Here is a 15033-nt window from a genome sequence, read left to right on the forward strand (position 1 = left end):
ACCTTAGTTACTCGGCTATCGCGAGGCGATCGTTGCCAGATAAATCTTTTTCAATTTTAATTGTTTTTTGTGGATAAGCGGCGCTCAATAATTCTTGGAGGGCCGCGCCTTGTTGAAACCCTATTTCAAAATAAATTTTACCGTCTGCTTTAAGCATCGTTTGACTTTCATGAATTAATTGTTGGTATAAGGCCAAACCGTTATTTTCAGCGAATAAAGCGGTTTTAGGTTCATACGTTCGGACACTTGCATCCATTAAATGCCATTCTTGTTCACTAATATAGGGCGGATTAGAAATAAGCAGATCAATTTTTTCAGAAGTAACTGGCTGTAAGCCATTCCCATGATAAAATTCGATGCCAGCACCTAATGCTTGCGCGTTTTGTTTAGCGACAGTCAACGCTTCCTCTGAAAGATCAATGGCAATAACTCGCCAGTTGGGCCGTGCCAGTTTCAAGCTAATCGCAATGGCGCCTGTCCCTGTTCCGACATCTACGACCGTCAAAGGAGTATCTGGATTGGCTTTTAAGCAACGCTCGACTAATTCTTCTGTTTCTGGTCTAGGAATCAAAGTATGTTCATTAACAATAAAGGAATGTCCATAAAATTCAGCTTGTCCTAGTAAATATTGTGCTGGGTAATCTGTCAATAATTGGGCTAAATCCGTTTTTAATTGTTCCTCTTCTTCTTTGGGCATTTCTTCTTGCATATGCAGGAGCCACTGCGTTTTATCCCAACCTTTACGTTCTAAAAAAACATAGTGAATAGCATAGCCTTCTTTGCCTTGCGCCTCTAAAAAAGAAGAAGCCCAGTTAAGGACTTCAAAGTAACGTTTAGCCATTTTGCATCTCTTCTAATTTCGATGTTTGATCATATAAGACTAATGCATCAATGATTTCATCTAATTTGCCAGCAAGAATCTGGTCTAGTTTTTGGATGGTTAAACCAATACGATGATCCGTTACTCGATTTTGTGGGAAGTTATACGTTCTGATTCGTTCTGAACGATCTCCGGTCCCCACCGCCGATTTACGGTTAGCATCATATTCACTTTGTGCTTCTTGTTGAATTTGGTCATACACACGAGCACGCAAAACTTTCATTGCTTTTTCACGGTTTTTTAGCTGTGAACGTTCATCTTGCATTGCGACTACGATTCCTGTTGGTAAATGGGTTAATCGAACAGCCGAAGCGGTTTTATTGACGTGCTGTCCACCAGCGCCACTTGCATGATAAATATCGACACGGATATCTTTATCAGCTAATTCGATTTCGACTTCTTCGGCTTCTGGCATAACTACAACGGTTGCTGTCGATGTATGAATCCGTCCTTGTGATTCTGTTGAAGGAACTCGTTGCACGCGGTGAGCGCCACTTTCGTATTTTAATTTTGAAAAGACGTTATCTCCTGAAATCATCATAATTACTTCTTTATATCCACCGATTCCAGTGACGTTCGCTTCTAAAACTTCCGCTTTCCACCCTTGTACTTCTGCATATTTTTGGTACATATTAAATAAGTCGCCAGCAAAAAGTGCGGCTTCATCGCCACCGGCTGCACCACGGATTTCCATGATGATATTTTTATCATCATTTGGATCTTTTGGTAATAATAAAATTTTAATGCGGTCTTCTAACACTTCTTTTTCTTTTTTCAAATCAGAAAGTTCTTCTTTCGCCATTTCGGCCATTTCCGCATCTAAGTTTTCACTTAAAAGTTCTTCGGCATCGCTAATCCCTTCAACAACTTGTTTATATCGGCGATAAACCTCAACCGTCTCACGTGTATTAGCTTCTTCTTTCGATAATTCCATGAAACGTTTTGTATCGCTAATGACTGCTGGGTCACTTAATAATTCGCCCAATTCCTCATAGCGATCTTCAATAGATTGTAATTGATCGTACATAGTGTCTCTCCTTACTGTTCTTCATTCACTGTTTTTGGATGAAAATAATGTTTGCGACAAACAGGATAGTAGGCTTCATTCCCACCAATTTGGACTTGATCCCCTTCATAAACGGGTTTGCCATCAATATAGTGCAAGTTCATAGTTGCTTTTTTATGACAGAACCAGCAAATCGTTTTTAATTCTTCTAATTTGTCTGCATATAAAAGTAAATACTTTGAGCCTTCAAATAATTCATTTCTAAAATCATTCTTTAGCCCAAATGCCATTACTGGAATATCTAATTCGTCAACAATTCGTGCAAATTCAATGACATGATGCTTGTTTAAAAATTGACATTCATCGACTAATACGCAAAAAGGTTTGTAAGACAAATCATTAATCAAGTCAAAGACATTGGTTTCTTCAAAAATTGGAATAGCATCTCTGCGTAATCCGATGCGACTGGATACTTTCCCAACACCATCACGTGTATCTAGTCCACTGGTCATCAAAACAACTGGTTTGTCTTGTTCTTCGTAATTGTGTGCTACTTTTAAGATTTCAATGGTTTTACCACTGTTCATTGCGCCATACTTGAAAAATAATTGAGCCATGTTCACTACACCTTTCCGTTAGTTCCTTACGTATTTTACTATATTTTCAGCAAAAAAGCAGTATTTTTAGCTAAAATGGTCGTGCATTTTTCTGAAAAAAACAGAATCTACGCCAAAGTCATTTTAGCAGGGCTGTTTATACTCCAACTAATGATTCTGCTAGTATGCAATAAAAAAGCCCGAAATTGTAGTTATTTGACTACAATTTCAGACTTTTTAATGCTAGTTATTTTTGAGCAGAGGCAAATTCTGCTGATTGCGTACCTGCTTGACGACCATAAATGATAATATCGGCGATGGCATTGCCTCCGATACGGTTTTGACCATGTAAGCCACCTGTTAATTCACCAGCAGCATATAGACCTTTAATTGGTGTGCCATCTTCACGTAAAACTTCTGTTTTCGTGTTGATTTTCACGCCACCCATTGTGTGGTGAATCCCTGGTGCAATTTTAATTGCGTAGTAAGGCGCTGTGCTTAAGTCAGCTTCCATTCCAGTTGTCCGGCCAAATTGTTTGTCATCTTTGGCATTAACATCTTGGTTCCAAGTATCAATCGTTGCTTTCAATGTATCGGCAGGCATGCCAATTTTTTCAGCTAATTCTTCAATCGTTTCACCTTTTTCCACGAAGCCTTTTTGATCATAGAAATCAATGGCTTTTGCACGGTCGCGTACGCCTTGGTCAAAGACTAAATAAGCTGATTTTTCTGGTAAGGCATTGATTGCTGCGGAAACTTTGTCGCGTGTATCTAGCTCATTAACAAAACGTTCTCCTTTTTGAGAAGCCAAGATTGCGCCTTCTCCACGAACTGCTTCACCAATTAAGAAAGCATCGCTTTGTTGAACAGTTGGGTGAATTTGAATTTCTTTCATATCCACTAACGCACCACCAACTTTTTGAATCATTTGGATACCGTCACCTGTTGTTCCTTCTTGGTTCGTTGTAACATAGTTTTTCAATTCTGGTTTGTATTGTGTAATTAATTTTTCGTTGGCACCGAAACCACCTGTTGTGACAACGACTGCTTTTGCTTTAACTGTTTTTTCTTTATCATCTTTCATTTTCACTTTTACGCCATCGATTTGACCGTTTTCTTCAACTAAGTCTGTCACGTCAGCATCAACAAACAATGGAATTTTTTCTTCGCGAACGTTACGTACTAAACCGTCAACTAGATAGCCCCCAATTGCTGATCCGTCAGCAGGACGGTGTGTGCGTTTTTCGCTCATTCCACCTGTAATCGTTAAATTGCTCAATGTAATTCCTTTTGTATCTAACCAATCAATTGCTTCAGCTGAATGATCAACAAAATAACGTAGTAATTCTTGATCGTTGGTTCCTTTACCGCCTTTTAGTGTTTCTTCAAAGAATTTATCGTTGCTATCTTTAATGCCTTCTTTTTCTTGGAATTTTGTTTGTGAAGCATTCATTCCTGAAGACGATTTAATTGTATTCCCACCTGCAACAGGCATTTTTTCTAAAATAACTGGATTCATGCCAGCTTCTTTGGCTTGTAATGCAGCGGTCATCCCTGCACCACCTGAACCAACAATAACAACATCATAACTGTCTTTTAGTTCACTTGGATCTGTATAACCATTAGCAGAGGCACCAGATGTTGCTTCTGTTTTTTCAGAAGATGCTTTTGTTTTACCAGCAGCTTTTTCTTGATCGCTTGTACAACCTGTTGCTGCACCTAATAATAACCCTAGGGAAAGAACTCCCATTAACACTTTTTTCATTGTTTTCCCACCTTATTAACTATTGATTTCTACCAACACAATTTCTTATTTTTCATTTGAATAAAAATAACAGTTTGTTACATAAAGTGAATACATTCACATATCAACCGAAATAAAAAAGCTACCACTACTTTTTAAAGTTGTATCGTTAGACAAACTGACCAATTATTAATAAGTTGTTTGGGGAACAACCTATTTTTCTATTCTTTCATAAAATATCATGTTCTCGCTTGTTTGTGGATGTTTTCCAATTATTTCTAACGAATTTCTTATTTTTATTTGTCATTTCAAGGATTTTCTGGCAGAATTATTCGTTTGAGGCGAAAAGTTTTGGTATACTTAGTTTAATTAGAATTGGGAGGTTATCTAGTGAACCATACACGTTTGCTGTGGCTAGCACAGCGAAAAAGCGATCGATTTATTCGCAAAAATTTTTCATCTATTCAAATCATCGTCGCTTATTACATATTAATGACGGTTATTTCTTATTTATTGTTTTGCCTCCCTATTTTCAGAGAACCTGACTCGCATGTTCCTTTTATTGATTTATTTTTCTTAGCAATCAGTACAGTCAGTGTTACTGGACTCACCACAGTCGATATTAATTCGGTTTTTAATGATCGTGGGATTGTCTTATTGGAGGTTCTTTTCCAAGTTGGTGGCTTAGGGATTATGATGATTTCAACGGTCTTTTTTATTTTATCAAAACGGCGAATCACATTAAAGCAACGTCAGTTAATTATGACTGACATGAATCAGCCGCGACTGAGCGGAATTGTTCGACTGATCCGCACCACTTTTTTGATTTTAATTTGGTTCCAAGTAATCTTCGGCTCGCTCTTTTCGCTTTATTTTTATATAAGTGGTTATTATACGAACTGGCGAGATGCGATATTTTATGGATTTTATCAAGCTATTTCTGCAGTGACTAATTCAGGCTTTGATATTTCAGGTGATTCAATTATCCCTTTTGCTCATGATTATCTCTTTTTACTGGCAATTATGTTCTTAATTTTTATTGGCGGGATTGGATTTCCCGTTTTACTGGAAATTCATGAGTGGTTACATTTTAAGAAAAAGAACTTTCGCAAGAAGAAACGAGGCTTGCCTTTCCGCTTCTCATTGTTTAGTAAAATTGCTTTGCTAGCGTTTATTGTTCTGTTTATTGGTGGGACTATTTTGATTTACTTATTAGAAAAAGATCACCTATTTTTGACAATGAATGAAAGTGGCCGTTGGGTAAGTTCGATGTTTTATTCGATGACTACACGAAACGCTGGCCTCCAAATTAATGATTTAGGGGACTTCCAAATTACAACGTTGATTATTTTTTCTGTGTTAATGTTTATTGGTTGTAGTCCTAGCTCTGTTGGTGGTGGTGTTCGAACAACGACTGTTGCGATTATTGGCTTGTATTTGTTAGCCTTTTTAAAAAGTGAAGATGATATTAGCATCTTTAGCCGTAAAATAGATGACGATGATGTCAAAAAATCGATTGTCGTCTTCATGTTATCTTTGATTATGTGCTTTTTCGCTGTCGTCTTTTTGTCAGCCACTGAAAATCTGCCCTTGATTTCAATCATTGTGGAAGTCGCTTCTGCCTTTGGAACAACCGGTCTTTCTTTGGGCATTACAGACGATTTAACAACAGTAGGTAAATTAATGATTGCCTTATTAATGTTTATTGGACGTATTGGTATGCTTTATACCTTAATGATTTTTGTACCAAAAGAAACACGTGACTTAGGCTACGAATACCCTTCAGAAAAAATTATTATTGGATAAAAAAACAAAGCCTCACAAGTAAGAGGCTTTGTTTTTTATTTTTTCATATGTGTGGCTAGTTTGTTATAACTTTCAGAGCGTTCAATTGCATCTTCTTTAGTTTTATCAAGTAAATGTTCGACTACTTCTTGATTTTCTTTAATTGTATGCAACGCAGAGTAACGTGTTTGTTTTTCAAGAAAATCACGCATTTTATCAAAATCTGTTTTCTTGTAGTCAATGACCATCGGATCTTTGCCTTTCTTAACTAACTCTGGATTATAGCGATAAAGTGGCCAATAGCCAGATTCAACGGCTTCTTTGGCTTGATCTAACGTCCGAACCATTCCGCCTTTGACCCCGTGATTAATACATGGGGTATAACCGATGATAATTGACGGGCCTGGGTACCGCTCCGCTTCGTCAATTGCTTTAATCGTTTGCATTGAGTTTGCGCCTAAAGCTACTTGTGCAACGTAGACATTCCCATAAGTGATTGCCATCATCCCTAAATCTTTTTTAGAGGTATGTTTCCCACCCGCTGAGAATTTGGCAATGGCTGAAGCTGGAGTAGCTTTGGATGTTTGCCCGCCTGTGTTGGCATATACTTCGTTATCCATAACAAAAATATTAACATCTTCTCCACTAGCAAGAACATGATCAATGCCGCTAAACCCGATATCATAGGCCCAACCATCGCCGCCGACAATCCATTGACTCGTTTTCACTAGTAAATCTTTTTGTTCGTAAATTTTTGTTAAAAGTGGATCTTCATCGGCTTCTTCACTTAATGCTGCCGCTAGTTTGGTGGCTCGCTGTTGTGTTCCTTCCCCTTCAGCCATGTGTTCTAACCAATCTTTTAACAAGGCTTGTAGTGAATCTGATCCGACATTTTTAGCAAGACTTTCTTCAACCAGATTAGCTAAATGTTGACGTTTCGTTCGATTGGCAATATACATACCATAACCATATTCCGCATTATCTTCAAACAGCGAATTACTCCAAGCTGGTCCTTGGCCACATTCGTTCGTTGTATAAGGTGTCACTGGTGACGAACCACCCCAAATTGATGAACAGCCTGTTGCGTTAGCAATCATCATTCGATCACCAAATAATTGTGTCAACAACTTAATATAAGGTGTTTCGCCACAGCCTTCACAAGCACCTGAAAATTCCATCAATGGCTGATTAAATTGGGAACCTTTAACAGAAAGTTTTTTGACTGGGTTGGCTTTTTGTTTAAGAGTCATCGCAAAGGCCCAATTCATCGCTTGCTCTTTTTGAGTTTCATAAGGTTTCATTAAAATCGCCTTGTCTTTCACAGGGCAAGCCTGAACACAAAGACCACAACCTGTACAATCTTCTAAAGAAACTTGGATACGATACATCAATCCATCTGTGCCACGCATTTCGCGCATGGCAAAACCTGCAGGTGCTTCTTTCAGTTCTTCTTCATCCGCTAAAAACGGTCGAATAGCCGCGTGTGGACAAACAAAGGCACATTCATTACACATCGTACACTTATCTATTTGCCACTCAGGCACTTCTAACGCAATGCCACGTTTTTCATAAGCCGCAGTGCCCATAGGAATGGCACCGCCCTTCATTCCGTTTTCAATCAAATCTGAAACGGTCAGCTGATCCCCTTCTTGACGATTGATTGGTTCTAAAATATTTGTCACAAAAGCTGGAACTTCCGACTCTTGATTTTCTGGTTCTAAAACAATGGTGGCCCAATCTTCTGGGACTACAATTTCTTGCAGCGATTCAAAGGTAGCATCAATCGCTTGGTAATTTTTTTCAACAATTTCCATTGATTTTTTTCCATAAGTCTTTTTCACTTCTTCTTTAAGTAACGGTAAATATTGCTCTTTCGTTAAAATATCTGTTACTTCAAAAAAGGCAGTAGACATCACTGTATTGATCCGACGACCTAAGCCTACTTTGCGAGCTAACTCAACCGCATTGATAATGTAAAATTTGATTTGGTGCTCCCCAATATATTTTTTTAACTTAGCCGGTAATAAACGGTGAACCTTTTCTTGATCCCAAATAGTATTCAGTAAAAACGTTCCGCCATCTTTTAAACCTTTTAACAGGTCGTATTTATGCAAATAGGACGCATTATGACAAGCGATGAAATCTGCTTGTTCAATTAAATACGTGGAAGTAATTGGCTCTTTACCAAAACGCAGATGCGAAACGGTTAAACCGCCTGATTTTTTAGAATCATAACTAAAGTAAGCTTGTGCATAAAGGTCGGTATGATCTCCGATAATTTTAATCGCTTGCTTGTTTGCTCCCACAGTTCCGTCAGAACCAAAGCCCCAAAATTTTGCTTGGAAGGTAGTATCTGGCGTTAAATCTAAAGTAGGTTCTTCTGGCAATGATTGATAAGTTACATCATCAACGATCCCCACCGTAAAGCGTTGCTTTAATTCTTTAAATGGCAATAACAAATGATCATAGATCGCTTTAATTTGATTAGGCGCTACGTCTTTAGAGCCTAACCCATAACGTCCACCAATCACAATTGGTCGATTTTCATGTTGATAAAGAGCGCTTTGAACATCTAACAATAACGGTTCTCCTTCGGCTCCTGATTCTTTTGTTCGATCTAAAACCGCAACCTTTTCTACTGTAGCTGGTAATTTTTCAAGAAGGTTTTCGGTAGGAAATGGACGATATAAATGAATATTGATAAAACCAACTTTGCGTCCTTGTTGATTGAGATAGTCAACTGTTTGTTTGATTACTGGCGAAGCCGACCCCATTGAAATAATGACTTCTGTTGCATCTTCAACCCCGTAATAATCGGTTAAATCATACGTTGTTCCACGAAGATGGTTAATTTTTTCCATGTATTTTTGAACAATTTTTGGCATTTCTTCGTAATTTTTATTGACTGTTTCTCTTTGTTGAAAATGAATGTCAGGATTTTGAGCGGTCCCTGAAACAGTGGGATGATTAGGATTCATGCCTCCCATTCTAAAACGAGTTACAGCTTCCTGATTCACCATTTCTTTCAGGTCATCATAATCAATCACTTCGATTTTTTGTAGTTCATGGCTCGTTCTAAAACCATCAAAAAAGTTTACAAAAGGTAAACTACCTTCTAAGCTAGCTAAATGAGCAACTGCCGACAAATCCATTACTTCTTGGACACTCGATTCTGCTAACATACAAAAACCTGTTTGGCGGGTAGCCATCACATCGCCATGGTCACCAAAAATACTCAACGCACTTGTCGTTACTGCCCGAGCCGCCACGTGGAACACAGAAGGTAGCAATTCTCCTGCGATTTTATACATATTGGGAATCATCAACAGTAAACCTTGTGAAGCAGTATAAGTAGTGGTTAACGCACCTGTTTTTAACGAACCATGAACTACTCCCGCTGCCCCAGCTTCTGATTGCATTTCAATAACTTGAACTTTTTGACCATAAATATTTTTTAAACCACTTTCCGCCCATTCATCTACCAACTCAGCCATTGTTGAACTTGGTGTGATAGGATAAATAGCGGCAACTTCTGTAAACGCATATGAAATATAAGCCGCTGCGGTGTTTCCATCCATTGTTTTTTTCATTTTTTCACCTTTTATCTTTCCTAAACATTGCTTGTGACTGTTGTTTTTTGTGTTTTGACATACTGATCAATTGCATTAGCTGCGATTTTCCCAGCGCCCATCGCTAAAATAACGGTGGCAGCACCTGTAACTATATCGCCCCCAGCAAAAACGCCAGGTATTGAGGTTGCTCCTGTTTTAGGATCGGCCTGAATGTACCCCCATTGGTTTAGTTCTATTTCTGGATATGTTGATAGCAAGACTCGATTTGCTCCTTGGCCAATTGCCTCGATTACTGCATCAGCAGGAATGGTAAACGTGCTGTTTGGAATTGGTTCTGGACGTCGTCTTCCAGACGCATCTGGTTCACCTAAAACCATTTTGACACATTCAACACCGGCTAGATTTCCTTGTTGGTCATCTAAATAAGCAATTGGATTCGTCAACCAATAATAGTTAATTCCTTCTTCAAGGGAATGGTGGTATTCTTCAATTCTTGCTGGTAATTCTTCTAACGAACGACGATACACAATATTCACATTTTCAGCGCCTAATCGTTTGGCTGAACGAGCGGCATCCATTGCAACATTCCCGCCGCCAATCACAACGACATTTTTAGCACGTTTAATCGGTGTATCATATTCTGGAAACTCATAGCTATGCATTAAATTGATTCGTGTTAAAAATTCACTAGAAGAATAAACCCCATTTAAACTAGTTCCTGGGATTCCCATAAAGTTTGGTGCCCCTGCACCAACCGATAGATAACAGGCATCAAACTCTGACATTATTTCTTCCATCGTAATCGTTTTACCTACTACCACATTGGTTTCTATTGTTACACCTAAGGCTTCAATACTCGCAATTTCCTGTTTAACAATTTTTTTCGGTAATCGAAATTCAGGTATGCCATAGGTTAATACACCGCCAGCTTCGTGAAGCGCTTCAAAAATAATTACTTCGTAGCCGAGCTTTGCCAAATCCCCCGCAACTGTTAACCCAGAAGGACCAGAACCGACCACTGCTACTTTCCCTTTTGTTGGTTCCGCTGTTTTCTTAGGAAACATGTGATTTTCTAATGCCCAATCGGCAACTAAACGTTCTAATTTGCCAATTGCCACTGGTTCAAAGTTTTTGGCTTTCCCTAATTTACAAACTTGTTCACATTGTTTCTCTTGCGGACAAACGCGTCCACAAATAGCAGGTAAATTCGTATATTTACTTAAAATATCGGCTGCTTGTTCCATGTTTCCTTCACGAATAGCTAAAATAAATCCAGGAATATCAATCATCACGGGGCATTTAGCAATACAAGGTGCATTTTTACATTGTAAACAACGAACCGCTTCTTCTTGCCCTTCTGCTAATGTATAGCCTAAGCAAACCTCTTCAAAATTACTCTTTCTGATAGTAGGTGCTTGTTCCGCAATCGGTGTTTTTATACGACTTTTTCTAGCCATTTTTCTCCACCTGCTCTTTCAAACGATCTGTAAAGCAAACTGCTTCTTCTTCCTGATATTGCTTCATTCGATTAATGAATTCATCCCAATTTACTTCATTGCCTTTAAACTCAGGTCCATCAACACAGGCAAATTTCATGGTGCCATCAACAGTGACCCGACAACCGCCACACATGCCTGTTCCGTCAATCATAATAGGATTCAAGGAAACATAAATTGGTAATTGATGTTTTTCAGCTGTCAAGGTACAAAATTTCATCATGATGCTGGGCCCAATCGCCCAACTGCACGCTACAGATTCACGTGCAATAACTTCTTCCATCGCTTCTGTTACTAAGCCCTTTTTACCTAATGAACCATCATCCGTTGTAATGATTAGTTCATCCGAATAACGACGGCATTCTTCTTGTAACAGAACTAACTCAGCTGTTCGTGCCCCCAAAATCGTAATCACTCGGTTGCCTGCTTCTTTTAAAGCCTTGATAATTGGATAAATAGCCGCGATGCCAACTCCACCACCGACAACCATCACCGTTCCATATTGCTTCACTTCTGTGGGCATACCTAAAGGTCCAGTGATATCTAACAAAGAGTCGGAAGTTTTAAGTTGGGAAAGTGCAGCTGTTGTCTTACCGATTACTTGGAAAATAATTCGAATACTGCCTGCTTGTGGATTTGTCTCCGCAATCGTTAAAGGGATCCGCTCTCCTTTTTCGTCAATTCTTAAAATAACAAACTGTCCAGCCTGGGCATGTGTCGCTATTCTTGGCGCTTCCAGCCAAAAATCAAATGTATTACTAGATAATTGAGTCGACTGAAGAATATTAAACATTGAAATACCTACCTTCATCATTCCTTTTCATTCTGACTCCTACTTTCTTAAATCCTTAGGCAACGCTATCAGATAAAGTTGTGGCGACACTTTTAACAAATGTTTTTAGCATTTCGATGTCTTCTTCTTCTGCATTGTTTTCAATTTCAACTGTTTCAGCTACTTTTTTAGCACCAGCTTTTTCAAAAGCTCCTACAAAATCATGCGCTGATTTACAGAAAAATTCACCATATTCACGATCACCGGAACCAACAACGCCAAATGGCTTACCTGCTAAATCCTTTTCAGTTAATTCATCAAAGAAATCTTCAAATTCAAAAGGCAGTTCCCCATCACCATAAGTATACGTTGCGATAATACAAGCATCTGCATCATCAAAGAAGTCTACATCAACTTCTGAACATTCTTCACGTTCTACTTCAACTCCAGCTTCTTGAAACTGTTCTTCCAAAATCTCGGAAATTTCTTCTGTGTTTCCAGTCATACTTGCATAAACAATTTTTACTAGTGCCATCTTCATTCATTTCCTTTCTGTTGTCCTAAATATTTCAATGCATTCAAATGCAATTGTAACCCCTTACATTAACTACTAAAAAAATTTTTTAACAAATGATTTTATTCACAAACTAATCTAACTAAGTATGTACTCTTCTCCTTTCGAGATAGAGTATTTTTTACTACGTCTTTACTATACCACACTCCAAACCTTTTTAACAATATTTTTAAGGTAAAAAAAATATTATTTAGGTTCTTTTTTATAAAACGTTTTTCCTTCTTCCAATCATAAAAATTGCTTCTAAAACCGCTCCCCCTAATGCACGAGCTTTGTCGGAGATCGTCAAGCAATCGACTTTCTCAACTGGTCGAGGATCTACATCTGCACACTTCAACCCTTGATAACAGGTTACCTTTTCTGAAATCAATCCTCTCAAAGTCCCTGTCAGAGGCGAATAAACTGGAACCTGATCGATAAAAAATAATGCTTCCCCTTTCAACACAAAATCCCCTATGTTTTTAAGGTGGGTAACTTGTCCTGAAGCAGGGGCATGGACAACTCGTTCCGCACTTTTTCCGCCAATTTCACCTGGAATACCTGTATTAGGTAAAGCTGTTCCTTCAAAGTATAAACGTCCCAACCTATGTCCACGCATTGTCTCAATCACAACATCGACATCTTGCGGTGCTGAAAAGCCTGGTCCTAAAGCAATCATAATCGGTGCCATTCCTCGATGCGTACCTAAATTTTTCTTAGCCAAAATCGCATCGATAACAATCAGTGGTTTCAATTGTTGAATAGCACTTGCTGTTTGATCGACAAAAACAGGCAGCTTATTTTGCTGCCAACATTTCGCGCAATCCTTTAATGAAGTAATTCGAACAGCAACCAAATCTTCCACTCTTTGTTCTTTCTGGAAAATAGCATCACAAACTGAAACAGTCCGCCGAATGGCCAGAGGACATTCTGTTTCTAATACTAGTATTTTAAAGCCAACGTGCCATAATTTTTGGATAACGCCTGTCGCTAGATCGCCCCCTCCGCGAACAATCACTAATTTTTCTTGGATGTTTTGACTGATTTCTCCCATAAAATAAGTCCTTTCTCTAATTCCATATTGCAAGCAATAATTTTGTCTAATTTTTCAAAACAGCTTTTGGGTAACTGAAGACAGACATTCATCGCTTGAACGAACTCTCTTCGCGTATGGGTTTGATTTAAACACAAAATTCGTTTGCCTTGGCTCTCTTTAAACAATCCTTTTGGATGAGCAATGAGTTGAGCTAACAATGTTTCTGTGATTGGTTCTTGTTGTTGCGCATCGGTTAATTCCAAAAAAAGCGGCAACCGATGAATGGTCGTTTCATCTATCTTTTGACCAATCACAGAAATCGGAAGCACACCAATTGTGGTGGTTGTTTCCTTTAATATCACGGGTTCATAAGAGGACCAGCCTTTCAAAGGTCGTTGTTTGGATCCATCCGCTTCTAAAAAAACTTTCGTGAAGTGCTGAAACAATATTTGAAGCGAGGTCATTGCAGGCATCGTTAGTTTTGTTTGATTGTTGATAGCGGTTCCTGCTAAAGTGATTCCGCAGATATTCGGCATTATTTTTTCAAAATGGTTTGTATAAAAATAATCATACAATTGACGTTGGGGAAACCCAATTTTTGTGGTTGTACTAACCAGAACAGCTTCCTTTCGATATGTTTTTGCTAGCGCCCACATTAAGCTTGTTTTCCCACCACTACCAACAATTGACACAATCTCCTTTCCTTGTAAATCAAAACACTTTTTTAAGGACTCCACAGTTGGTACCTCCTTTCCCCAAGGTCATTTTTCACAGAAAAAATAGAGGCTACGCGTACTTTTGCTTCTTCTAAAAAACATACACTGTGAGTTATTTCCGCTTCATTAATGAGTAAACCGATCCCACAGCCATCCGTCAATGATGGTGGCAAAGTAAAGACGCGAACAGCCACCTTTCTTGCCAACAGTACTTGTTCCGCCTGAACAGCATAATGTGTATTCGGAAAGGTTAGCAAATACTCCATCTTTTCACCTTCTTTTTTTGTTAAAGCGTAATTACTTTAGCCGCTTGATTCATTGTTTCAACAATTTCGTACATATTAGTAATAGAGCCGATGGCTAAGGTGTCTGTTAAATGATAAAAATCTAAACAGGCCCCACACGTTTTAATCGTGGTTCCCTTCTCCGCTAATTGTTGCAAATCAGCTAAGGTGTTCGCTGCTTGATTCGTTAAAAACGCCCCTCGATTAAAGAATAATAGCTGTGTAGGAACAGTTTCTGCTTCTGATAATGATTGAAGATAACTTTTCATTAGTAGTCGTCCTAGCTGCTCGTCTCCAGTACCTAATTGATCGGAGCCAATCGTAATTACTAAATCTGTTGCTGACTGACTTGTTTGTTGTGTCGCTTCTTCAGGTACCGTAATTTTGACAGAGAAAACCGTGGCTTCTATCTGCTTCGCAGTCAAAGTGGCCTGTTTTTTAGCAGCTAATTTTTTCAAATTTTCAACAGCTACTTCGTTATCGACTAAAACCTCGATAGTGCCTCCAGCTAAACCTAACTCCGCCAAAGCTTTTTTTGTTTCAATCACAGGTATTGGGCAAGGTTTCCCCAATGCATCTACTAATTTCATATT

General features: G+C 38.6%; 13 protein-coding genes. 1 reads left to right on the plus strand and 12 read right to left on the minus strand.

The features are described from left to right. Window positions 1-7 precede the first annotated feature (7 nt). From prmC to IGM13_RS10375, 4 genes are all read right to left on the minus strand, one after another. Window positions 8-841, minus strand: a complete 834-nt coding sequence (prmC, locus tag IGM13_RS10360; RefSeq protein WP_002382680.1) for a peptide chain release factor N(5)-glutamine methyltransferase — start codon at window positions 839-841, stop codon at window positions 8-10. Further along, complete coding sequence (gene prfA / locus IGM13_RS10365) at window positions 834-1907, minus strand: peptide chain release factor 1 (RefSeq protein ID WP_002419491.1); 1074 nt, start codon at window positions 1905-1907, stop codon at window positions 834-836. The genes prmC and prfA overlap by 8 nt, the downstream gene beginning before the upstream one ends. 11 nt (window positions 1908-1918) lie before the next feature. Next, window positions 1919-2503, minus strand: a complete 585-nt coding sequence (locus tag IGM13_RS10370; protein ID WP_002356618.1) for a thymidine kinase — start codon at window positions 2501-2503, stop codon at window positions 1919-1921. Between the two features lie 226 nt (window positions 2504-2729). After that, window positions 2730-4247 carry a flavocytochrome c gene (locus IGM13_RS10375; RefSeq protein WP_002356617.1) on the minus strand — a complete coding sequence of 506 codons (1518 nt, stop codon included), beginning with the start codon at window positions 4245-4247 and terminating at the stop codon, window positions 2730-2732. Window positions 4248-4616: 369 nt separating this feature from the next. Between IGM13_RS10375 and IGM13_RS10380 the strand changes: the two genes are divergently transcribed. Next, a complete protein-coding gene (locus tag IGM13_RS10380) occupies window positions 4617-6032 on the plus strand; it encodes a TrkH family potassium uptake protein (protein ID WP_010715390.1) in 1416 nt (471 codons plus the stop codon). Window positions 6033-6067: 35 nt separating this feature from the next. Here the strand turns inward: IGM13_RS10380 and nifJ are convergent, their stop codons facing one another. The 8 genes from nifJ to yedF all read right to left on the minus strand — a co-directional run bounded on the left by nifJ (window position 6068) and on the right by yedF (window position 15030). Further along, window positions 6068-9601 (minus strand): pyruvate:ferredoxin (flavodoxin) oxidoreductase, encoded by a 3534-nt coding sequence (gene nifJ / locus IGM13_RS10385; protein ID WP_002419490.1) that lies wholly within the window; start codon window positions 9599-9601, stop codon window positions 6068-6070. Between the two features lie 20 nt (window positions 9602-9621). Then, window positions 9622-11040 carry an NADPH-dependent glutamate synthase gene (gene gltA, locus IGM13_RS10390; protein ID WP_002382676.1) on the minus strand — a complete coding sequence of 473 codons (1419 nt, stop codon included), beginning with the start codon at window positions 11038-11040 and terminating at the stop codon, window positions 9622-9624. Continuing rightward, window positions 11033-11890, minus strand: coding sequence for a sulfide/dihydroorotate dehydrogenase-like FAD/NAD-binding protein (locus IGM13_RS10395; RefSeq protein ID WP_002365019.1), 858 nt, complete (start codon window positions 11888-11890; stop codon window positions 11033-11035). Before IGM13_RS10395 ends, gltA begins: the two co-directional genes overlap by 8 nt. A gap of 37 nt (window positions 11891-11927) precedes the next feature. Then, window positions 11928-12392, minus strand: coding sequence for a flavodoxin (locus tag IGM13_RS10400; RefSeq protein WP_002382673.1), 465 nt, complete (start codon window positions 12390-12392; stop codon window positions 11928-11930). Window positions 12393-12627: 235 nt separating this feature from the next. Next, window positions 12628-13458 carry a selenium-dependent molybdenum cofactor biosynthesis protein YqeB gene (gene yqeB / locus IGM13_RS10405; RefSeq protein ID WP_002419489.1) on the minus strand — a complete coding sequence of 277 codons (831 nt, stop codon included), beginning with the start codon at window positions 13456-13458 and terminating at the stop codon, window positions 12628-12630. Next, on the minus strand, window positions 13422-14177 hold the full coding sequence (yqeC, locus tag IGM13_RS10410) for a selenium cofactor biosynthesis protein YqeC (protein ID WP_002419488.1): 756 nt from the start codon (window positions 14175-14177) through the stop codon (window positions 13422-13424). Before yqeC ends, yqeB begins: the two co-directional genes overlap by 37 nt. Further along, on the minus strand, window positions 14165-14422 hold the full coding sequence (locus tag IGM13_RS10415) for a DUF3343 domain-containing protein (protein ID WP_002387137.1): 258 nt from the start codon (window positions 14420-14422) through the stop codon (window positions 14165-14167). The genes yqeC and IGM13_RS10415 overlap by 13 nt, the downstream gene beginning before the upstream one ends. A 20-nt stretch (window positions 14423-14442) precedes the next feature. Then, the gene (gene yedF, locus IGM13_RS10420) at window positions 14443-15030 is read right to left on the minus strand and encodes a sulfurtransferase-like selenium metabolism protein YedF (protein WP_002374269.1); all 588 of its coding nucleotides are present in this window, start codon (window positions 15028-15030) and stop codon (window positions 14443-14445) included. Window positions 15031-15033 lie beyond the last annotated feature (3 nt).

Source organism: Enterococcus sp. DIV0561, assembly GCF_050539875.1.
GTDB lineage: Bacteria > Bacillota > Bacilli > Lactobacillales > Enterococcaceae > Enterococcus > Enterococcus faecalis.